This window comes from Joostella atrarenae (assembly GCF_021764745.1).
In the GTDB taxonomy this organism is placed as follows: Bacteria; Bacteroidota; Bacteroidia; order Flavobacteriales; family Flavobacteriaceae; genus Galbibacter; species Galbibacter atrarenae.
This window is the reverse complement of record NZ_JAETXX010000016.1, coordinates 18,688-42,529: the sequence shown is the minus strand read 5'-3', so window position 1 is coordinate 42,529 and position 23,842 is coordinate 18,688. Positions and strand designations below refer to the sequence as shown.

General features: G+C 27.9%; 17 protein-coding genes. 8 read left to right on the top strand and 9 right to left on the bottom strand.

Annotated features, from left to right (window positions below; translation table 11 throughout):
• Nucleotides 1-133: 133 nt before the first annotated feature.
• The 4 genes from JM658_RS16175 to JM658_RS16160 form a co-directional block, all read right to left on the bottom strand.
• A complete protein-coding gene (locus tag JM658_RS16175; protein ID WP_236960719.1) occupies nt 134-1,180 on the bottom strand; it encodes a DUF6371 domain-containing protein in 1,047 nt (348 codons plus the stop codon).
• Between the two features lie 237 nt (nt 1,181-1,417).
• Nucleotides 1,418-2,848: a DUF3987 domain-containing protein gene (locus JM658_RS16170; RefSeq protein WP_236960717.1), complete on the bottom strand. Its 1,431-nt coding sequence runs from the start codon at nt 2,846-2,848 to the stop codon at nt 1,418-1,420.
• On the bottom strand, nt 2,848-3,123 hold the full coding sequence (locus JM658_RS16165) for a helix-turn-helix domain-containing protein (RefSeq protein WP_236960715.1): 276 nt from the start codon (nt 3,121-3,123) through the stop codon (nt 2,848-2,850). The genes JM658_RS16170 and JM658_RS16165 overlap by 1 nt, the downstream gene beginning before the upstream one ends.
• Before the next feature lie 93 nt (nt 3,124-3,216).
• On the bottom strand, nt 3,217-3,999 hold the full coding sequence (locus tag JM658_RS16160; protein WP_236960714.1) for a hypothetical protein: 783 nt from the start codon (nt 3,997-3,999) through the stop codon (nt 3,217-3,219).
• A gap of 419 nt (nt 4,000-4,418) precedes the next feature.
• On the opposite strand from JM658_RS16160, the gene JM658_RS16155 reads away from it, so the two are divergent.
• Nucleotides 4,419-4,619, top strand: a complete 201-nt coding sequence (locus JM658_RS16155) for a hypothetical protein (protein ID WP_236960712.1) — start codon at nt 4,419-4,421, stop codon at nt 4,617-4,619.
• Nucleotides 4,620-4,676: 57 nt separating this feature from the next.
• On the opposite strand, the gene JM658_RS16150 is transcribed toward JM658_RS16155, so the two are convergent.
• Nucleotides 4,677-7,022, bottom strand: coding sequence for a hypothetical protein (locus tag JM658_RS16150; protein WP_236960710.1), 2,346 nt, complete (start codon nt 7,020-7,022; stop codon nt 4,677-4,679).
• A gap of 195 nt (nt 7,023-7,217) precedes the next feature.
• Here JM658_RS16150 and JM658_RS16145 point away from each other — a divergent pair, with 195 nt between their 5' ends.
• Genes JM658_RS16145 through JM658_RS16135 form a run of 3 tightly spaced genes read left to right on the top strand, consistent with a single transcriptional unit; the run spans nt 7,218 to nt 11,601 of the window.
• Nucleotides 7,218-8,456: a lanthionine synthetase C family protein gene (locus JM658_RS16145; RefSeq protein WP_236960708.1), complete on the top strand. Its 1,239-nt coding sequence runs from the start codon at nt 7,218-7,220 to the stop codon at nt 8,454-8,456.
• Nucleotides 8,457-8,471: 15 nt separating this feature from the next.
• A complete protein-coding gene (locus JM658_RS16140) occupies nt 8,472-10,715 on the top strand; it encodes a lantibiotic dehydratase family protein (protein WP_236960706.1) in 2,244 nt (747 codons plus the stop codon).
• Nucleotides 10,705-11,601, top strand: coding sequence for a thiopeptide-type bacteriocin biosynthesis protein (locus JM658_RS16135; protein ID WP_236960704.1), 897 nt, complete (start codon nt 10,705-10,707; stop codon nt 11,599-11,601). Before JM658_RS16140 ends, JM658_RS16135 begins: the two co-directional genes overlap by 11 nt.
• Before the next feature lie 106 nt (nt 11,602-11,707).
• On the opposite strand, the gene JM658_RS16130 is transcribed toward JM658_RS16135, so the two are convergent.
• Complete coding sequence (locus JM658_RS16130) at nt 11,708-11,905, bottom strand: class I lanthipeptide (protein ID WP_236960702.1); 198 nt, start codon at nt 11,903-11,905, stop codon at nt 11,708-11,710.
• A gap of 113 nt (nt 11,906-12,018) precedes the next feature.
• On the opposite strand from JM658_RS16130, the gene JM658_RS16125 reads away from it, so the two are divergent.
• A complete protein-coding gene (locus JM658_RS16125; RefSeq protein WP_236960700.1) occupies nt 12,019-12,903 on the top strand; it encodes a DUF6734 family protein in 885 nt (294 codons plus the stop codon).
• Nucleotides 12,893-13,576 carry a hypothetical protein gene (locus JM658_RS16120; protein ID WP_236960698.1) on the top strand — a complete coding sequence of 228 codons (684 nt, stop codon included), beginning with the start codon at nt 12,893-12,895 and terminating at the stop codon, nt 13,574-13,576. Before JM658_RS16125 ends, JM658_RS16120 begins: the two co-directional genes overlap by 11 nt.
• A 39-nt stretch (nt 13,577-13,615) precedes the next feature.
• Here the strand turns inward: JM658_RS16120 and JM658_RS16115 are convergent, their stop codons facing one another.
• Together JM658_RS16115 and JM658_RS16110 are read right to left on the bottom strand one after the other, a co-directional pair.
• Nucleotides 13,616-14,938 (bottom strand): HlyD family secretion protein, encoded by a 1,323-nt coding sequence (locus JM658_RS16115; protein ID WP_236960696.1) that lies wholly within the window; start codon nt 14,936-14,938, stop codon nt 13,616-13,618.
• Nucleotides 14,939-14,943: 5 nt separating this feature from the next.
• A complete protein-coding gene (locus tag JM658_RS16110) occupies nt 14,944-17,145 on the bottom strand; it encodes a peptidase domain-containing ABC transporter (RefSeq protein ID WP_236960694.1) in 2,202 nt (733 codons plus the stop codon).
• 246 nt (nt 17,146-17,391) lie between these two features.
• Between JM658_RS16110 and JM658_RS16105 the strand changes: the two genes are divergently transcribed.
• Nucleotides 17,392-19,266, top strand: a complete 1,875-nt coding sequence (locus JM658_RS16105; RefSeq protein ID WP_236960693.1) for a discoidin domain-containing protein — start codon at nt 17,392-17,394, stop codon at nt 19,264-19,266.
• Between the two features lie 27 nt (nt 19,267-19,293).
• On the opposite strand, the gene JM658_RS16100 is transcribed toward JM658_RS16105, so the two are convergent.
• Nucleotides 19,294-20,958, bottom strand: coding sequence for a S9 family peptidase (locus JM658_RS16100; protein WP_236960691.1), 1,665 nt, complete (start codon nt 20,956-20,958; stop codon nt 19,294-19,296).
• A gap of 756 nt (nt 20,959-21,714) precedes the next feature.
• On the opposite strand from JM658_RS16100, the gene JM658_RS16095 reads away from it, so the two are divergent.
• Nucleotides 21,715-23,661 carry an O-antigen ligase family protein gene (locus JM658_RS16095; RefSeq protein WP_236960689.1) on the top strand — a complete coding sequence of 649 codons (1,947 nt, stop codon included), beginning with the start codon at nt 21,715-21,717 and terminating at the stop codon, nt 23,659-23,661.
• Nucleotides 23,662-23,842 lie beyond the last annotated feature (181 nt).

Here is a 23,842-nt window from a genome sequence, read left to right as displayed (position 1 = left end):
ACTAATCTGTTTTTATGAAGCGACTTTGGAGGTTCTAAACTCTTTTACTGATAAGTAAAAGCAAGGTCTTTAAAATGTTATTTTAAGGGTTTTTGTATTACAGAAACACACCTTGCTCCTGAGCAAGTATATATCAAAATGTTATTGTGTTTCCATTAACATCACGTAAGTCAAATACATCTATTAGTGTTTTTAATTTTTTATTCTTCATATACATTTTTAAAATTTGATCATTCTGTTTTGATATAATCCTTTTAGGCTTGTTTTGAGAAAAATCAATAAAATAATCTGCAATGTCTAGTCCCCTTTCTCGATCTTTAATGGTAGCTTTTTTTTCTAATAAGTCTGAAACTTCAATATTAAAACCTTGATTTTTTAATTTCTCAGATCTTTCTTTCCATTGGGTATACGGTGAGCCATTTTTACCTTGTATTCCCAAATCTGGATATAAGATAATTTTGCATCCTTTTAAATCCTCTAACTTATCTTTATTAAGACCGTTAATACTTCCAGAAGCCATCCAAATATATTTCTGAAATAGCATACTCATAATACAGGCCGTTTTTTCAGATTCCACTATGGCAATAGTCTTATTGCAATCTTTTAGTAAGTGTAAACCAAACAAACATTGCTTTAAATGAAATTTAGAAATGATATTATTTTTTAATTGAATTGCATGAATCCAATTTATATATTTCGTTCTATGCCCTTTTTTATCATAAGAAATTATTTTTCCTCCTCTTACTTTTCCTTTTGTGTCAATTTGCCAAAAAACAGTACCGAAAAACTTATCATTTGAAGTCCCTATTCTGTAGTCATTAATCATTTTTGAAACACTATTCTCATGAAACTTAGAATAGAGAAATCCCGTTAAGTTATTATTGCTATAATTCTTTAGCGTTAATTTAACTTCACTAGTTGGATGATAGCTTATTTGAGTCATTTTTTTTTCGGCTCTATGTTTGTTTATTATGGGAGTATATGTATTTTGAAGATTATTATCTTTAAAATACATTTTAGGGGTGTAATGATTTCCGCACTTTATTTCTCTATCACATCTTCCTACTTCATTAGACAAATATTCCATAGATTCATTGTTGATGTAAAGCACAAAAGTTTTTCTGTTACATATCGGACAAATATGTTTTGTTGAAAATTTATGGAGAGTATATTTATACATGGTACACTTCATTTTCCTCATTTTCTTCACTATTCAGTAGTAATAAAGTCTGACGAGGTATTTTTGTGCAAAATGGATTTCATTATATTGCACTATAAGTAATATTTATGTTAAACTTCATTACTATCATTTAAAATAATTTCACTTTGTTCACAAATTTTGCACAAATTAGACTCACTATGAGTCTTAAAATCAATTGGTTAATGTTTAAAGTGAAGAAAATGAGGAAAATGAAGCCTATAGTAACTTCTTATAGTTACCATGAGATATCCTTTTGAATAATTTTTTGTCATTTAAAAATGTTTTAAATTGTCTATCACTAATCCTAGGTCTTCCATTAATTATCTTACAGGCTATTTTTAAACCTTCATTTGTTTTAAATTGGTACGGTAAATCATTAAAAATCGTTTTCTGAAGTTCGGTCAATGTTTCTATATAGTTTACTCTAATAGTTTCATTTCTAACTTTCATTGCATTGTGATAGAAATAATCAAATAACTTGATTGCTCCTTTGATGGAATCTATGTCAATCATTTCTTTTGATTTTGTGCCAACTGAAAATTTTAGTAATTGTAATATTAGAGCAAAACGAATTACATATTGTTGAAGCTTGATATCAGCACTTCTTTCAAAATCAAATAAATAATTGTCAGGCCTATCATTTTGCCAATTGAATAGGTACTTTTTAGCATTTTCCTTTATTGGTATTAATACAGGGTTGTTGTCTTCGTTAATATCCAGATCTATCAAATTTGAAATAATCGAAAAGTAGTTTTGAATATAAACTTCATCTACTTTATTAATATTCCATTTTAAAGTTTTTTGTTCCTCAGGATAAACAAATAGTAAACGATCCATAAATCCATTTGAGCCTCTTCCTTCTTTGGCAAATTCTTTGAGTACATCTATTTGAGTACCTCCTATGACCCCTATATAAGGATCGCTGATTCTTAAACTTTTGCCTGAAGCTCTATCTGTAGAAATTTTAGCTCCGCTCCATAGACTTAAATATGTTTCTGCTTCACCAGAACTATTGTAACGGTTAAAATTTTTGATCCATCCATGTAATTCATCGACATAAATATATAATCCTCTCTTATTGTTAGCATGTGTCAACATTAATGCTTCAGGAGTAAAATCACTAATCAATATCTTTTTAAGGATTGGTTTTTTTAGTTTAATTTTATTATCAGGGGATTCTAAGCAGTTTTTTTCGTATTCATTTAGGTTATTTTCATATTCCATGAAAAAATGATCTTCCTTAATGTGAATTGGTTTAAAGCAAAAATTTAATGCGTGACTTTTAGAATCACCAGGTCTACCAACAATCACGGTATATAAATTAGCCTTTTCTTCCCAACCTTTCTTTACTAATACTTTATGAGTAACTCCAATTGCAGCTGAGGCTGCTGACAAAACACCAGCCCCTAAGTAATCTATAGTGAACTGATATTTATTAAACGCCTCAAATATGATTTCTTGAATCTCTTTTGGAAAGATATCTATAGGAAATGGGTTTTTATTGCGTTTCGCAAACTTTAAATAATCATTTTCTAAATCAATGATATCAATTGTATAATCATTTTTTCTATTTTTGCTTTGATAATCGTTATTTGAGCCTTTTATGCTTCCTAGGGTATAAGAGGCTTGTTTTTTATTTACCTCCATTACCTTTTATATTTAAAAGATTTTACTTCGTTGTTGGAATCAAAAAGTTGATTGTGATTAATTCTTATTAGTTTAGGGCCAAACTTAGTGGCTTTTAATTCACCCTTTTTTACGTGATTACGAATAGTTTGATCTGAGCATCCTACGAGATCGGCAGCTTCTTTATAAGTGTAGAATTTATTTGAATAGTCTGTTTTAGACTTTTTATGTAATTTTTGTAATTCACTTTTTATCTCAAAAAGCTCTGTTTGAATAATTTCAAATGGATTGTTCATAATTGCAGTTTTTAATGTTTAACAGGACAAATGAACAATCCTTTCTTTAAGGTAATAATTAATAATAATTAAAGTTATAGCTAATTATGTATATCATACATATTGTTTAATAAAATTTTCTGCTTTAGGGTATTCTTTAAGCATTTGTCTTTCAATAAGAGTAGAGCGATATTTTGGGTTATCTTTCAAGTATATCTCATATTGGTTATACAGTTGGGAGAATTTATTTCTGATTGATCCAATGGTTAATCCGCCTTCATTAGCTAGTTTTTGATAGAATTCTTCCCAATCATTTTCACCGGGCTTAGTTCCAGGATACTCTTTATGGATCACAGCATATTTTATAATTAAGAGATTAGCAGGGGCTACCCCGTTTTTAGGAGGTCTCCCACCTCCTTTACTTTTTGGATTAGAAAGCGCTTTTTCGTGAAATTCTGATTCTTCGATTTCCTTTTTTTCTATTAGTGAATGAATTTTAATGTCAAAAAGAAATTGGGTTAAATTACCCATCAAATCATCTGCAATGTGTTGTTCTCGTTTCTGATTGGGAAACTGCATGAGGTCTTGCATCAAAAAATGAATACTCTGACGTCTTTTACTTTGAGGATCAAGGTCAGAACTTTCAATTTGAAAAAACTTATCGAAATAGTTGAATTTTCTGTGATCTCTTATGAGTATTTTGTTTTCAATACAAATTTCATCATTAAGCTCTGAATCTTTGTGCTGTTCAGATACTTTTTCTTTAGCTAAATCATACGAACGAGCTATTCTTTTCGAAAGCCCTTTTTGATATTTGGTTTGTGAGTAACTATTGAGTTTTTCAAATGTTCTGCCTGGCCATGAAATAATATTGTAGATTTTTTTTATGATATTCATAATTAAATATATTTAACAATAAAATTATGAACACCTTTTTTTATTTGCAAGTAGAAAAACTATGATAAATTGTCAACTGAATTGTCAACTAAAAAAGAAAACCCTCATAAACACTGAGTGTATGAGGGTTGTTTGTGGAGTCGGGGAGAACGACTAAAATTATATTTTCCTAGTGTTTATAGGGAACTGGAGACTCTGTATTTTAGTGGGTATCCATAAAAGTCTCATTTTAACACTTTTAACAAACTTTAACATTTAAGAAGCTTTATTTCTGGTAAATTCGTTAATTAGTTATGATTTTAAATGGTACGATTTTTATTATTTTCTTATCACATATCAATTAAAAAATTCACTAAAATTATTGAAAAATAGTATCATAAGTTTTATGTTTTAATTTTTCCAGTATAATTGATTTTTTTGTGGAGTTGTTACCAGAATATAAACTAAATACCATAGTTTCATTTATTTTAGATGTAATCAATGATACGCCAGTACTTACAACTGGTAATTTGGGTGTTGCTCATGGAATTTCCGGGATTATAAAAATATATTATGTAGAATTATTAAGCGAACAGATATCAATAGTTTCGGTTTTCACAATTAGTCATATCCATTTTTAAATAGAGTCCTTCTTAAGAAAATATCAATCCTAAGCTTAAGAGATAAGTACAATTTATTTATTTAAATTTTTCATAATATTCTTTGGATATTATATTACCATCTTGATAAAATCCTTCGATAATTATTTTAAGATTAGAAACTTCATAATTGGGTATTTTTATAAAAGCAATACCATCTTCATTAAACTTCAGTTCTGGAGACCAAAATATTATACCATAAGAAGTAAATGCTTTACTTTTTTTATCATAAATGGGTGTTACGAATCTTTTAAAATTAGAAAAACCAATTATTGGCATTACAGTAGATGTTATCTTTTTTTCTGGATTATCTCTTTTGCCATTAAATCGATATATATAAATTGTTCCTCCATTACTTTTATTAACTCCCTGATGCTCGTAATATACTTCATCAACATTGTGTAAATAGAAGTCTTTTAAATTTTCAGTAATTTCAAACCCATCTAAAATAATTATTGGTGGTGAATTCATAAGAATTTTAGGACCAATATTCATTCTACCGTCAAGGGGATTTATTTTGATCTTAAAACCAAGTTTTCTCAATAAATTTGACAATTTAATATATTTCTTAGTAATAGAATCACTAACCTTGACTCCTTCGAACATCCCATTCAATAAAGATGGATTAACAACCAGCTGATTTTTCTTTTTTGAGTTAAGGACAACCTCATCCAATAGGATTGTATTTTCTTCAATAATTAAATTTACCTCATCATCTAATTGTTCATAATCGGATGATTGGACATCATAAAATAAATTTTTATTAATAGATAAGGAGTCATCCATGGAAAAATGTGGACTGACTTTAAAATTCTTAATAATAGGTTTTCTTAATCTCCCTTTTTTATCTACTAACGAAATATGGATAGAATCATTAGCATTCAAATAAACATTTTCAAACATGAAGTCTTTTTTTCTAATTTCATCAGCATATTTTATAGTTTTTGAACTTTGTTGAAATAAAAATAAATTATCTTTATTTTCATTGTTGATGTTCAATGCATTCCCCGATATATTGAAACCAATATTGATTTTATCCTTTTCTTCTTTGACATTAGTATTTAGTATTTTTTTCCAATCTATGTGTGAATGTCCATATAGAATAAGTAAGTTATCAATTTGAAACAATTCTTTCCTATTTGGTATGATATTATTCCATTTCAAAACATCAAAGCCTCCCTCCATGTAATCTTTGAATATTACTTTTTTCACAAGTGAAGTGAAATTTATTTTAGATTCTTTTGGCGTCACCATAAAATTAAAAGTTCCTTTTCTTTTAACAGAAGAGGTGTCGACTAGCTTTATTGTTATTGAGTCATTAATTATTTTACTAGTCTCAATTATTATATTATTCTTATACTTTTCAGAAAACCAATAGTTAAAAAAAAGTCTCTGTCCGATAAGTTGGTGTGCTTCATTGAGAATAGAAATGGTATTTACTCCTGGAAACAAATCACTTCTGTCAAAATTTAATTCTTTTGTTGTGGAATCTGAGAAGTTAAGTTTCTTTTTTAATATTTTTCCCTCAGTATGGATAATAACATAAAAATTAGATTTATTAATCTTAGAAGTACTTAATGAAATAAGCACCCGATCTTTTAAAATATTATTGACAATAATACCAACCTCTTTATTTGTGTCTACCTTAGGAAGATATAATTGTAAATTTTTCCCCTCTGTTGGCTGTACTAGTAGTTGATATTTATCATGTAAATTGACCACTAGGTTAAATTTACATGACCCATAATCATCACAAGAAATGTTAGATAATATAGTATCTCCTTTTTGGTTTATTATGCTGGCATTATCGATTCTTATTTCTTTTCCATATTTATCAGTAACTCTAAATAAGAAATTATTTTTTCCTACAATAACATTCCCCCCTTCAGGTTTTAAGCTAATTGATTTTTCTCTTTTATGGTTTGGAACTTTTTTGTATTGAATTTTATCATTGTACAGTACAGTTATAATTTCAATATCATCATTAGGTTTTATAGTTGAAGATGTAATATCTAACGTGGCATAAAGGAAAATAATCTTAGATGTAATTTTTTTAGGAATATCTATTTCTCCACTTATTTTTCCGTCTTGTGACAAATAAGCTTTCCCTTTTATAAATCTTCCGTCTTCGGTAAAAGCTTTAAGATAAACATTAATTGGGTTTAGATATGGTCTGTTTTCCTTACCTCGAACATAAATTTTAAACCATACCTTCTCTTTTTTAGAAATTTTATTTTTGTCAACTTGAATAAATAATTTAGGGGAATTTAACTCTGCAAAATTAAAATAATTTTGAATAATTGTACTATCGCTTACATTCTGAGCACTTACATTCTGTTGTGTATTTAAAAGGAAAAATATAAGTAAAGCTATTAGTATCTTCATTATAAAATATTATTAATAGTACAATCTGCCTGTTCTTAAAGAAGAAGGGAATTTCAGTAATGAATTAAATAAGATCTTCAATGCCTAACATATAGATCACATGTAATTAACAATTATATTCAATTAAATATATTGATTTTTATTTTTTTATTATAAAAATACTAACTTTCAACAACAATTAATAAAAGATTAAAAATGTCAAGATATATTAATTCATCTTTGATTAATAATAATTTACTTGAAAAAGCATTAAAAGAGTTCAGTACAATCATACCTAAAAAATTCAAGGACATTGAAAATGTAGGAGTAATAGCTGGAATATCAGGTATAGCATTATTTCAATTTTATTATGCTAGGCTTTTAAAGGATGAAAAACATGCGGATATTGGTGCTGAAATCATTTCGTATTGTATTGATAAAATTAATCAGGGTTATTCATATCCTACTTATTGTAATGGAATTGCTGGTCTTGGATGGGTAATTCAACATTTAGAAGCTAATAATTTCATTGAATTAGACTGTGATGAGCTATTAACACCTTTTGATGATTATTTAGTTAATCAAATGAAATTTGATTTGGAAAAAGGAAACTATGACTTTCTTCATGGAGCTATGGGTTATGCATATTATTTCTTTAAGCGTTTTAAAAACACTAAAAATATACACCTTAAGAATTGCTATCAGCAATATATTATTACCTTCATTAAGGGCTTAGACATTTTTCCATTTAATGAAGAAAGTACTATCAAATGGAAATCATACATAGATACTGAAGAGCTTAATAATGGTCATAATTTGGGTGTTGCTCATGGAATTTCCGGGATTATAAATTTTCTATCACGCTTATATCAATTTGATGAATTTCAAAAAGCTACATCATCACTATTAAATAATAGTGTTATGTTTTTACTTGGCAAAGAAAAAAAAATACCCGGCGGAGTATCATTATATCCTAATTGGGTCGATTTTAACAGTACTCCAAAGTATGACAGTAGAGTTGCATGGTGTTATGGGGACTTAGGCATAGGATTATCTTTGTTTAGAGCAGGTAAAATAATGAATGATAATTATATCAACAAGCGGGCTTTGAAGGTCCTAATGCATACCACGAAAAGGAAAAGTCCTGAGAATACTTTGGTTATTGATTCTGGTTTATGCCATGGTTCATATGGAAATGCACAAATCTATAAAACAATTTTTAAGGAAAGCAATGATCCTACCTTTCAAAAAATGTTTGAGTTTTGGGTTAAGGATGGTTTATTAAAAGCTAATCATAAAGATGGTTATGCTGGTTATAAACGGTGGAACAGTCTTGAACAGACATGGACTCCAGACTTATCACTTTTGGAAGGTATTTCAGGTATAGGTCTCGTAATGATAGATTACTTATCTGAATCAAATACTTTTTGGGATGAGTGTCTTATGATAAGTTAATTAAAATTATAAAATATGGAGAATCCTTACCACTATTTTGACAATTTCGTATTAAGAACACCTATATTAAATCTTGACTTTTACATGAAGCTAACCTCAGGCAAAACTGTTTCTGATCAAGAGTTAAAGATAGTTTTTTCTGACCCAATTATCCAAGAATCAATTTTTTTAGCATCTCCAGCTTTATATAAAGAAATTAATAAATGGACTGCAGGAAAACTTGATAAAAAAAAAGAACTTCGCTTAAAAAACTCATTTCTTAAATATATTACTAGAATGTCAACAAAGTGTGTTCCTTTTGGACTTTTTGCTGGTTGTAGTTTAGGGAAAATTGATGAGAAGACTGACATAGAAATGAATAGTGATACTTTTAAGTGGAGAAACACCCGTCTTGACATGAATTATCTAGTTGCTCTAGCTAAGGATCTAGCTCGGAATGAAAATATTAAAAAGCAAGTATTGTTCTTTCCAAATAGTAGTATATATCAGTCAGGAAACAAAATAAGGTATGTTGAATATTATATTATTGATGGGTTTAGACGACATTGCATTGTGGAAGTAGATAACTCAAAATATCTTCAAATGATTCTAAATATATCTAAAAATGGAGCAACCATTAAGGATATTTCGCAAAATTTGATCAATAATGATATTTCAAAAGAAGAGGCTCTTTTTTTTATTAACGAATTAATAGAAGCTCAATTACTTGTTAGTGAGTTGGAACCTTCTGTCTCTGGGACTGAATTTATGAACCAGATAAAAAATGTTTTAAAAAAACTAGAGGGTACTGAGAAGGAGATAGTTTTTCTAGAAAGAATAGAAAATAAGTTAAATGTTTTAGATAATAATTTTGGAAATAAAATAAGCACTTATATTAATTTAAGTAATTTCTTAAAAGAATACCCCACAACATTTAAACTGAAATATCTTTTTCAAACAGATATGGGAATTCAACCTAAAAAAAACTTATTATCTAGAAATGTTGTTACAAGTATCAAAAGAGGAATGGCAGTATTAAATAAATTAACTGTGGAATATGAAAATAGTAGACTTAATGATTTTAAAATACAGTTTTTAGAAAGGTATGAAGGAAGAGAAATGTCATTATCTAAGGTGCTAGATGTAGAAACAGGGATTGGTTATGGAGAGGATAGTGATAATGGAGTTATTAATCCTTTGATAGATGATATAATTTTACCTGATCAATCAGAGCTTATAAAAACATCCTCCTCAAGACAAAGTCCAATATATGAATTGCTTGAAAAATACTTAATCTCATGTGACCAAAACAACGAATCTATAATTCAATTAAGAGATTTTGATTTGAAGGACTTCCCTTCAAATTGGAAAGATTTACCAGATTCCTTTTCCACAATGGTGGAAATTATTAAAGAAGGTGAAATAGAGAAAATTAAACTTACAGGAATGGGTGGCTCTAGTGCGGCTAACATGCTAGCTCGATTTTGTCAAAATGATAAAGGATTAAATCAATTTGCTGAAAAAATTATTGATATTGAAAAAAGAATAAATGAAGATAAAGTACTAGCTGAAGTAGTTCATCTTCCCGAAGCTAGAGTAGGGAATATTCTAATGCGACCATCTTTTAGAGATTATGAAATTCCTTACTTAGCTAAATCAAACTTGGAGCCCATTAAGCAAATTACAATTGATGATTTGTACGTATCAATAAAGAATGATAAAATTGTCTTGAGGGCTTCAAAATTAAATAAAGAGGTCATTCCTCATATTACTAATGCTCATAACTATTCAGATAGTCCCTTACCTATTTATCGATTCTTAGGAGACATTCAATATCAAAACGGAAGACCCGGAGTTTATTTTGATTATGGAATTTTAAGTCATAATCGATCTTTTCTTCCTAGAGTAGAATATGATAATATAATTCTACACCTTGCAAAATGGAAAGTTAATAAGATAGATATCCAAAAGATTATATCAAGCTCCACAAAAGATGACATTACCATAAAAAAAATGGATAATTGGAGAAACAAAATAAAATTACCACAACTTGTCTTATTAAATAATGGAGAAAACGATTTATTAATTAATTTTTCTAACCTATCGTCAGTTAAAATGCTCTTAGATGCTGTGAAGCACCAATCAAATTTTTTGCTATCAGAATTCTTGTTCTCTAGTAAAAGTATTCTTGGAAGTACAAGTATTTCTCATACTCATCAAATTCATATTTCTTTTTATAATAAATCAAAATTAAAATCAATTAAAAAGTATGACAACTAAAAGATTCTATAGCATTGGTAGTGAATGGGTTTTTTATAAAGTATATACTGGACGTCGAACTGCTGACTCAATTTTAACACAGATTATATTACCATTGACTAACAAAATGTTAATAGATGGAATTATCGATAAATGGTTTTTTATACGTTATGCGGACCCTAGATTTCATCTAAGAATCCGGCTACATTCTCCTGATTCCAACAATTTTCATAAGATAGTATCGACTTTAAAGAAACCATTAGAAAAAATGATAGAAAAAGATTTAATATGGAAAATTCAATTAGATACCTATCAAAGAGAATTAGAAAGATATGGTAATGATTCAATGGAACTATCTGAATCTATTTTTTATTATGATAGCATATCTATCATTCAACTTATAGATGTAATAGAAGAATATGAAGATGAAAATTTGAGATGGTTATTTGGTTTACGTTCTATTGATAGCCTATTAAATTGTTTTAATTACAGTCTTCAAGATAAATTAGTTTTATTAAAATATCTTAAAACTGGCTTTGGATTAGAATTTGGCATGTCTAGACCCCTTAAAAAACAATTAGATTTAAAATATAGAGAAGCTAGACAAAAAGTAGATAACTTTTTGATTTTAAATAAGAATAAATCGGAATATAGCCCAATCTTATCAATAATACAACAAAAAGAACATAATATGCAACCTACAATTAGAGAATTATTAAGTACAAAAAAATATACATATGAAGAATTGAATGGATTATTATCCAGTTATATTCATATGCATATGAATAGATTATTTAAATCTAAAAATAGACTGAATGAAATGGTATGCTATGATTTCTTATACCGATATTATAATAGTTTGAATGCTAGAGTTAAAATCAGAAATAGAGAGAATTCTAATAAGTAAAACAAAGCTATAGAATTATTAAACTAAATATCTAAAGCATGAACTATCATCATGATTTTACGAAATAAATAAGTTCATGCTTAGAAGATCTTCCTGAAACTGAATTTTAAGGACAGCTACTCCCAGTTCCTAATGTACATGAACAGCTATATATACAAAAGGTGTGGTTACCACCGCCACCGCATTGTATGGCACATGATACATACCCGGTTCCTCCACCTTTTAGCATGTTTGTAATAGTTTCATTTAATTCGCTTACCTTTTTTTTATTTAAGGACAAGCCTGATAATTTTCGTTTTTTCATAATAAATTAGCTTTAAAAGATTAATATTGATTGTAATTACTGAGTAATATAGTTAATATTTTAACAAAACAGAAAAAATTTAACTAATTTTCGATGACTCTATACATAATAATATGAAAATAATACATAGCTTTTGGTCAAAACCTTCATCAGAAGTAAATTTCTTAACTGAAAAATTTAATGGAGGTTGGAAACATCATAAATATTTTTGTATGAGCTGGGCATTAAGCTGTCTTACTTTTCAAAAGCAATATGGTGAAATTGAATTAATTACTGACATAGCAGGTAAAAAAATATTAATTGATAAGTTGAATCTTCCATATTCGAATGTGCGGTTAGATTTAGAGGATTTAAAAAACTACCCTAAAGAACTATGGGCAATAGGTAAGATTTACTCATATATGCTACAAGAAGAACCTTTTATTCATGTAGATAATGATATATACATATGGGGTAAACTTGGCTCTGAATATGAAAATGCTGAACTTGTTGGACAAAATTTAGACTTATATGAAGGACATTACCACTTCGCAATGAATCATTTAAAGGAATTAGACTTTTCATTTCCTCATGAATTAGTAGAAGACTTTAAAATTCAAAAAAAATTTAAAGCGACTAATGCTGGGATTATTGGAGGAAATAATCTAGATTTTTTTAGAGAGTTTGGAGACAGATCATTTTGGTTCATTAAAAAAAACTTAGATAAGATGAATAAAACGCTTATTGGATCATCTTATGCTCTTATTTATGAGCAGTACTTTTTTAGTGTATTAGCTCGATTATATAAAACACCAATAAAACACTATATTTCATATGAGAAAGATAATAATATAGCTCTCAATAATTTTATGCGTAAATATGATGAGAAAAAGTATGTTCATTTATATGGGACAACAAAATCAACTTTTGAAGCATGTCGAGAATTAGAACTGAATTTATTAGTAGACTTTCCTACATATCATGAAAGAATAATAAAATACTTAAATAATGGGGAATGAAACTATACAAACATATTATAGAACAATAGGGTTGTTAAATCATCTTAATATACCTATAAATGATGACTTAATGATTAATATTGGATCATCTAAAGGCACTTATAATTATATTAAAAGCAAGTTTCAATTAGATAATGAAATTTTAGAAATGTTAATTGAGATATATAAAATAGAAAGAAAAAAAAATAAATTAAATAATACTAATGATGAGATTAAAAAAATATTTAAACAAGAACATAAAAATTGTATTAACAGGGATATAATCCTTAAAAAACAATCAGTGGATCTACAACATATAACATTCCAAAAAAACCCATTTGTTAATATTTTTAAAAGTCAATGGGATTGGAATATAGATAACTATGAAGATTCATCCATCTTTTATAATAAAATATTAAATGAAAATAGAGGTAAATACTATTTTTTATTTCAACAGACTGGATCTAAAGAGTTACTAAAGCAAAGTAATATTTTAGAATTATCTTTAAACGAATATCAATTTTTTCTCATCTGTATATTTAATCGACCATTTAAAATTTCTTCCGCTATAGAAATATTCTCAAAAGAATTCAATTGTAAATTTGCAACCGAAAAAATAAAATTTAATAACATTGTTGAAGTACTAATAAAGGAATTGATATTCAAACAAATTATAGTACAAGTTAAATATTAAATAATTAGTTGGGAATTTGAAATTCATTTAAAAATTAAGTTAGGTTCTCGATAAAACATTTCTGAAATGATAGAATATACGTTGTAAAATACTTAGTTCTTCTATAACTATTTCAGCTTTTCCTTGCATTTCCTGTCTAAAATCAATACTTTTCCCATGGGAGGTCTGAAGTCCTTTCAGTTCAATATACAATGTATAGAAAGCCTTTTCTCCTTGTAGTGGAACTTCTGAAATACTTGCAATTTCACCTTCAATACTTCCCCATTCTGCAAAAGGATAATTATCAAGCTTTATAATAACTTTTTGACCAAGTTTAACTTTTCCTGAATTATGGATTGGCAGTTTAACTCTTCCTATTATTTCTTCATAATTTTGTGGCACAATTGTAAATAGTGTAGTGTTTAAATCCACACTTTGATATCTATTCCAAATATCAAAAACTGTTACTTTACCTGGAATTGGAGATTTGACAAGAAAGTCATATTCCCAGTCCAAAATTTTATTTTTTAATGTCTGATATGATTGTTCGAGTTCCTGCTTATAGTTATTCTTAATACTCTTGTCTTCTATGTTAGATTGATTTAATAGATTATGATAATTTGAAATAGTAATTCTCGTATTGGATATATTTGTCATGAATCCTTCATAAGTTTGTTGATCAGTAAGGAACTCTCTATATATATTTTGATATTCTGCTTCCGAAATGACTCCTTTTTCAAATAATTGAAGATGCCTGTGATAGTTATCATTTGCAAGTTCAATATCTTGCTTCATTATTTTAAGCTGAGCTTGTTGTTTTTGTAAGAGTTTTATTTGTTCATTTAATTGTGTTCTTATTATTTCTGATTCATTTTGATTAGGTAGAAGTGAATTATATAAAATATATTTTTGATATTTAGAAATAAAATCATTGTAAGATGACTGAATGTTCCCTAAATTTAAATTTGAAGAAAAATTAGATCTCAATGAATCTAAATCTGTTAGACGTGGATAAAATATTTTTATCTTACTTTTAAGGTATTTTATATCTTCTATATCAGCAGTGTTTTCAATAACAGCAAGAATTTCTCCTTTTTTTACATATTGATTAGCTTCGACAAAAATATTTTGCAGTCGACCAGCACTTCTTGCTTTCAAGTATATAGGCGGGTTTTTACTTGTTATTACTATCTTCGCTGAAATAATATCGTTATAGCTAATTAATGCTGCTCCAATTATTAATAATAGTACTATAACAAAAACTATGGTGGTTCCATAGATTATCATCCAACTTGGAGATTTTCCCAAGATGTCTTTAAAACCTTCTGATGATTCACTATAAAGATAGTCTTGTCCTTCTATTTTCTTCCTACTAGTTTTCATTTAGTTCATCCTCCTAAATCAAGTTGATTTTTAACTAAAGTAAAATATAATCCCTTTTTCACGATTAACTCTCTGTGATTTCCAATTTCTGCGATCTTACCGTTATCCAAAACAATTATTTGATGTGCATTCTTCACTGTACTTAATCTATGTGCAGCTATAACGACTGTTTTTCCATGATAAAATTCTTCTAACTTATTCATAATTATCTTTTCATTATTTGCATCTAAAGCAGAGGTTGCTTCATCGAAAAAAATAAATTTTGGATTTTTATATACTGCTCTAGAAATTAGAATTCGCTGTTTTTGACCTCCACTTATATTAGTTCCGCTAATTCCAATTTTAGAATTAAACCCTAATGGCAACTTTTCTATAAAACCTCCTATATTAGCTATATCTACTGAACGGAATAATCGATCTCTATCAACTGTTCTTTCAGAATCCGATTCAGTAATATTTCTAATAATAGTGTCGTCAAATAAAAACCCATCCTGCATTACACTTCCACAGTTTCTTCGCCAAAAATTTATATCTATATTTTTAAAATTAACATTCCCTATAAAAATCTCTCCTTTAGTGGGATTATAAAATTTCAATAGTAATTTAATTAGTGTTGTTTTCCCACTTCCACTAGAACCTACAATTGCAGTTATTTTACCCTTTGGTATTTGAAAGTTTAAATCTTTTAATACATATGGCGATCTTTTTCCTCCATATCTAAAACTTAATTTTTTAATTAATATGCTATCACTTTTAGGTAATGCTTTAAGTTTTTCATTCTCACTGTTAGATTCATCCTCTATGTTATGGATTTCTGCCAGTCGCTCAACACTTATCTTTGCATCTTGACCTGCCTGAATAAATGTTATAAAATTATTAATAGGAAGTTTTAACTGACCAATTATATATTGTATCGATAACATCATCCCTAATGTTAAATCTCCATTAATGACTGATTTGGCAGCTATAAATGTTATAAGAATATTTTTCAATTCATTAAAAAATTGTCCTCCAATATTTTGGATTTGGGATAAAGCTAATCCTTTCATAGAGACTTTGAATAGTTTAATTTGAATTACTTCCCATTCCCAGCGTCTACGCCTTTCTGACCCATTTAGTTTAATCTCCTGCATTCCAGAAATCAATTGATATATACTACTTTGATTATCAGAAGATTGACTGAATCTCATATAGTCAAGTTTTTCTCGCTTTTTAAGAAATAATAAAGTCCATATAATATAAATTAAGGATCCAATAAAAAAAATGCTAAAGATCAGCATACTATAGTAAGCAAGTACAAAACCAAAAATAATCAAACTAAATGCCGAGAATAATGTATTGAGAGTCGTACTAGACAAAAAATCTTGAATTCGATCATGATCATAAATTCTTTGAATTATGTCCCCAACATTTTTAGAGTCAAAAAATGAAATAGGTAAGCGCATTAACTTTATTAAGAAATCAGAAATTAAGCTAATATTTATGCGACTTGTCATATGTAGTAAAATCCAACCTCTTATTATATCAACACTAGTTTGTGATAAGAACAGTACTAATTGTGCTATTAGTATGAGATATATAAAATTAATATTTTGATAATTAATTCCGTAATCAACAACTGCTTGGGTTAAAAAAGGGAAAATTAATTGTAATAGACTACCAATAATGAGACCAAGCAATAATTGAATAATATATTTCTTATATGGTTTAAAATACCAAAATAAAAAGTTGAAATTATATTTCTTCTTTTCTTCAAATTCCATTTCATAGAATTTTGGTGTAGTTTCTAATAATAAGGCATAGCCCTCTTCTTGTATGTCTTGAAAAGACGCTAACCAACCTTTACAAAAATCTGAAATGGAATATTTTATAAGCCCATGTGCTGGGTCTGCGACATAAATTTTATTTTTTTTTATTTTATATACAATAACAAAATGTCTTCGATGCCAATATACAATACATGGAAAAGGAACTTCTTCCTTTAAGGATTTATAATTTAATTGAACGGCGAGAGTGCGATATCCTATTTTTTCAGCTGCTTCTGCAAGATCACCAAGCGATGCACCTTCTCTTGTGACTTCTGTATATCTTCTTAAAAGATCTATAGAATATTCTTTCCCATGATATTTTGCAATCATACGTAAACATGTAGGACCACAATCCATTTGATCCATTTGTCTGTAAAAAGGAAAAGGTTTCAAAGTCATGCCTAAATATAGGACAATTCGCTTTAAAAAGAAATCTATACTAAAAAGTACAGGTCTTAATTAATAATCATGCTTTAGAGTTTGTTCTGTACTATGTAGTTTTTAATTTTGGACCCTTTGGGATAATATATAGAAATCAGTCGTTAAAGTAATGGGATTAGTAAAGAAGGTTGTATGACTTTACAATCATTTTAATATATTTGAGAATAACTGTCGCTTATACACTTAATAATGATTACTCATAATATGTCAAAAATTATATATTTAATAATTTTATTTTACTTTTTTTCATCATGTCAGGAAAATAGAAAAATAATTATAAGAGAACGTGTTTTAGAGGAATTTCAGGGAGATAAATTAAAGAGTGAGGGAGGATTATTAATTTTACAAAACTCTATAAACAGATTACACTACCAAGGAGCTTCTTATCAAAATTATTTAGATTTAATTTCATTATATCATGATAATCCTGAAAAATTGAATAAAAAATTGAATTTTTTAAACTCGTCTGCGGAGTTACATTTACAGGAAGATTTAAGTGAATTAAAGGAAGAATTTTTCATTAATGATATTAATAGAGCTTTTGCAACATATAATAGGATTGGTTGGAAAGAGGATGTTACAGAAAACGATTTTATTAATAATGTTCTCCCTTTCAAAGTCAATAATGGAGCATTAGAGAATTGGCGAGATAGTGTGCAAAAAGACTATGGTAGAAGTGTATATAAATATTATAATGTTACTCAAGCAGCCGAATACTTAATAAAGGAAACTACACGGAGATTTAGTGGTTTTGAGATAAAGCCAACAAGCAGTTTTCCTGATTTACCATATTCTTATTTAAAGAAGCTCCCTTATGGAAGTTGTAAGGAGTTAAGTGATTATATAACTTTTGTGTTGAGGGCATACTCAATTCCATGTTTTCAAGATTTTACACCGAATTATACAAATATACATGCCGGTCATTTTTGGAATGCGATACATGATCAGAACGGAAAAACAATTCCTTTTGTAGTACCACTTGAAGTTGATACTTTAGGACGTTTTAAATCAGAATATTATAAATTAGGTAAGGTTTATAGAAGGACTTTTAATAAAAATTTGAATAGTCACGCTGCTATCTTTGGTAGAAAACATTATTTACCTGAATTCCTAAACAATGAATTCATTACAGATGTAACAGATGAATACATCAAAACTGCTGATATATCAATTCCTATTTTGGAGCGCGTTAATATTGAAAAGAATGTATATTTATCTGTCTTTAATAATAAAGAATGGACTCCTATTGCTTGGGGATTTAATATTGAACAGGGAAGTAAAGCTACTTTTAAAAAAGTGGGACGAAATAGTGTTTATATTCCCACATCTATTAGTGAAGATGGAATAAATTTTTTAAACTATCCTTTTATTCTTGATTATCATGGTGAAGTTGAAATAAAACAGCCGAATAAAGATAGTTTGATCACGCTAAAAGTTTTAAGAAAGTATCCGTTAGTCGAGCGCATTAAAGGATTTATTAACAGAATGAATGGGGGATATTTTCAGGCATCAAACAATCTAGACTTTGAAGGAGCCTTTAATATGTATAAAATTGAGGATTTAAATGAAGAATATTATAATGAAGTTGATTTTACACTAGATAAGAAATATCGTTATATTAGATTTCTTTCTCCAAAAGGGTCATATTGTAATGTTTCAGAACTGGAATTTTTTGAAGATGGGAAACAACTAAATGGTAAGATTATAGGAACAGAAGGAGTATTCTATAAATTCCCTAATAGAACAAAAGATAAAGTATTTGATGGAAATGTGTTAACTTTTTACCATGCTCCAGAGGAGGATAACTCTTGGGTAGGGCTGGATTTTATGTCTCCCAGAAGAATTGATAAAATTCGTTTTCTTCCTAGAGTAGCTTATAATATAATAGTGCCGGGGAATAGGTATGAAGTTTTCTATTGGGACAATAAATGGGTGTCGTTAGGAGCTCAAATAGCAATAAGTAATGTTCTTAACTATGAAGATGTTCCTTCAAATGCTATATATTTAATTAAAAACCTTTCAGGAGGGAAGGACGAAAGAATCTTTACTTATGAAGATGATATTCAAGTATGGTGGTAGTAAATTAGATCTTCGGTCTTTGTTTAATTAATCTAGGAAATTAATGGTGCGATTAATAAGTTTAATTAATGAGTTTTTTCTTCTTATGTAATGGCCTTCTTTTTCTATAATTAATTGTTCTGTTTTAGCGTCATCATATTTCTCAATTAAATCTAATTTATATTGATTTAGCGCAAAATCATTATCTCCTGAAATAAATAATATCTTTAAAGTTGATGGGACATCATTTATCAAAGAATTTATTTTAGTATCTGTCAATCCTGAAATATCCACTATTTTACTTACTTCATTCGGATAAATAGCTGTATACCCATGGGCTAGAATAGAACCATAGCTGACGGAAATAAATTTTAATTTAGCCTTATGATTTAACATTTTGCTTATATAGTTTAGGTTTTTTTTAATATTTTTAATTTGATTAATATATGTCTTTGTGCCATTATTATCTCTCATCTCATATGAATTTCCAATTCCAGTTGATCCCTTATAATTTATGCATATAACACCGTATCCCTTTTCATTTAAACTATTAATTATTGGGTTATACCTTGGTGAAACTTGCTCATTTGGTCCTCCATGTAGCCATACAACATAGTCTTTTATTTTCATAGTGTCTTTTGGCGTAAATATAAAGTGGCTCATACCATCTTTTGTAATAAAACGTTGGTAATTAGAAGCTTTTATTTTGTGATCATTTATAGGTAGTTTTTTTAGTTTTGAATTGAATTTAAGATAAATTGATTTTGGAGAATCAATTGAAGCGGATAAATAAATTTCTCTGTTTTTATCAATATAATATTGATATAGAACACCATCTTCAAAATTTATATCCGGAATAATTTGATTATTTTTATTTAATTTAAACTTCTTCAAAGAACCATCCATGTTTGCAATAAAATGTAAGCTCCCATTATGATCTAATTGGGGCTCATATAAATCATAGTTCAATTGTATTGGATTGTTGGTTTTACTCTTAATGGTATTAAGAATAAATATCTGGCTAAAACCATCATGATCCGAAATAAAACATAATGAATCATCCTTAAAAAAGAACATTTTAGGAACAAAAGATTCTTTTGGTGACTCCCATATTTTAGAAAATGAATAAAATTTTGGGTCAAGTGCTACAATGTCTGAATTTACTTTTTCAAGATAAATTTTATTTTTTGTCCATAAAAGTGATTTAAATGTTTCATCGGATTTATAAAGTGCTTGATGCTTTTGAATATCATAAATAATTAATTTACCATCTGATAGATAGGCCAATTTATCTTCCGTAGGGCTGAATTGAGGATTTCCATCATCTATTTCAATTGTTGAAGTGATTGAAATATACTTATGATTTTTTAAATCATACAAATAAATATCATATTTCTGATTACCATTATAATCCGAAACGAAAGAAAGAAATCGTCCATTATAGGATATGTCTCTGACAAAGACATCCTCTTTAAGAGGAATCTTGATCAATTTTTTTTTGAAATGTGTTTTACTTAAATCAAGCTGATATATGTGATATAAATTTGAATCATTACTGGAGTAAAATAATTGATTACTTTTTTTTGAATAAACAAATTGGCTATTTATATCGTTTGGGATATTTTGAATTGGGGTATGATTCCTACACGAAATTGATAAATAGGATAAAATAAATAATAGTATAGAGAGTAAGCTAAATTTATGAGTAGTCATAATAACTGAAATTAAATCACGCTTTATAAAAACATATGGTAGTTGATTTTTTATTGAACTTTTGTTAGTGCTTTATGATTTATATTTATTTGAATTACAGTTAAATAACTTCGTAAATTTTTATATTCTTCCCTTGTAAAATGTAAATTTATTTATCTCCATCTAATTAAACTAAAAAGGTTTTAATCCTTAATGTTATGGATGAAATAATTGAAAACATCTCTATAAAAGTAATTTATTTCTTATGAAAAGACAAAAAATCTATTGGATGAATTTTTTGGCTTGGTTGTATGTTTACAGGAATTTGTTAATAACAATAAAATGGAAAATTAAGACTGCCTAAGAATGAGGTAAGCTCTTTGTGATATGTTTAATTGGTCAAGATACCCTTTTAGACTAACTTCAAAATGAAACCTGCATAATTTAGTAAGATAGCTGGTTATTAATATTTAGATTTTAGAAGGAATATCAATGGGATGATTTTTATTTAAAAAAGTGATGAAAAAAATCATGGAAATAGGGACAGATATGCCATATATGTTACAATAATAAATATTCAATCATAAGATGTTTTAAATGTAAATATTACTGTTAATTTTTTATTAAATTTTAATTCAAGCTTTGTTTAGGTTTAATATTCTTTTAACTTTCAGTGACATAAGTCTTCCCCCAGATTTTAATATGCCTAAGTTAAAAGGAACAATTCATCCCCTCAAATCTAAAGAGAATTGAAAAGACTTTTTAAAACCTAACCTAATGAATGTTGTGATTAAGCAAGATTTTCATATAAGTAATTTATTGCTTATAAAAAAAGGAGGGGATCCTATTTGGAAAGGGTTCTGGACTTTTTATTTGGTTGTTGCCCTAACTATTATTGTTATTATTACTCCTCTTATTAACAGTACAAAATGGATTAATCCCATTGTTTCTTCTAAAGTACCTATCTTAATATATATACTTCTTTTTGTTTACGGTTTATGCGTATTGGAATTTGTAATGAAAGGTAAAATTCGATGGACGATAAAAGTTTCTAAGATCGATGTAGCCTTGATTACTTTCGCCTTATATATTATTTTAAATAGATATTGGATTCAAAACAGTTATAATTTTTCTTTGAAATTTTTAGAATTTTTATGTCTTATGTTTTTTTATCTTTTAAATAGAGGATTAAAGGTTCAAAGCTTGATAATAATAGTTATGGGATTTGTAATATCAGGATTCATTCAAGCTTTTTATGGACTCTTGCAGTTATTCTCTTTAAAACCAACTTTAAATCCAGCCTTTAAAATAACGGGAAGTTTTTTTAACCCCGGTCCTTACGCTGGTTATTTAGCTCCAATATTAGTGTTATTAATAGCGATTTATTTATATAGAGATAAATTAATGCTGATAGCGCATTTTAAAAGGGGGATATTAATTAATATTCTGACTATATCAAGTATCATAATGATCGTACTTGTATTACCCTCTGTACATTCTAGAGCAGGATTAATATCAGCTTTTTGTGGTATCATTTTCTTATTAGCATATAAATTTCAATGGAAAGAAAAGTTTAAAGGATTACATATAAGAAAAAAAATATTCGGTCTTTCGTTAGCATTTTTCTTCCTTATAATAGGTGCTACTGGAGTTTATTATTTAAAGAAAGACTCTTCGGACGGTAGAATTCTTATATGGAAAGTAACATCCCAATTGATTAAAAAAAATCCGGTGTTTGGAATTGGATATGACCGATTCAAAACATTCTATATGGATGAACAGGCAGAATACTTTAAAAATAATGAGGGTGATACTAATGAAGTAAGCATTGCTGATAATACATACTATGCATTTAATGAAGGTTTACAACTTCTTTCGGAAAATGGTATCATAGGTTTACTCATAGGAGCTTTTGTAATCTTAATTTGTTTTGTAATAAAAGTAGATCCAAAATATAAAGAATTACAGGTAATTTCAATTTCAGTAATTATATCTTTATTAGTCTTCAGTTTTTTTTCATACCCATCACATATTCTTTCAATAAAAATGATAGGTATTGTTTTCGTAGCTAATTTGGCAAATTTAGATAGGAATAAAAAAAGCATTCTAAATCGAAATAAATATAAATCATTAAGAACTCAAAGTTTAAACTTCCCTGTAAGGTTAAGCATACTTATTTTGCTCTGTTTCTCTATTTGGAGAGTTGTATTGCCAGTAAGTGGAATTAAAAATGGATTAAAAAACTGGGCTTCAGGGATAAGGTTATATAACAATGAAATGTATGAACAGAGCACAAAAGAATTAGGGAAATCCATGCCAATTTTCAATCGAGATGGAGATTTTTTAATGCTATTTGGGAAATCTTTATTATTGAATAAAGAGTATAAAGAGTCTTTAAAAATTTTTAATCATTCGAAAAAGCATCTTAACAATACGGTTATAGAAATAGGGCTTGGAGATAGTTATAAAGCAATTGGGGAATATGAAAATGCAGAAAGGTCTTATTTGAATGCAGCTGCAATGGTTCCGAATAGGTTTTATCCTGATTATCTATTATTTACATTGTATAGAGATAGTGGTGATTTTGAAAAGGCTTACAGTGTCGCAGATAAATTTTTTAATAAAAAAATAAAGGTTAAATCAAAAGCAATAGAAGAAATGAAATTTGAAATTAAGAAGTTTATAAATAAAAATAAGACTTCCTCTTCTAGCTTTAACGATTAGATAAAATTCGAAATTTATGAACCATTAAAATTTTTTGAACTATGACATAGCACGGTACAATAACGAAGAGGAAGTTAAAACTTATATGTTTTATGAGTATATAAAACATATGACATTCGGCAAAAGTAGTGTCTCCTCTAGGACTTTGCAAAAAATATCATTATTAATTTTAAAACCATTA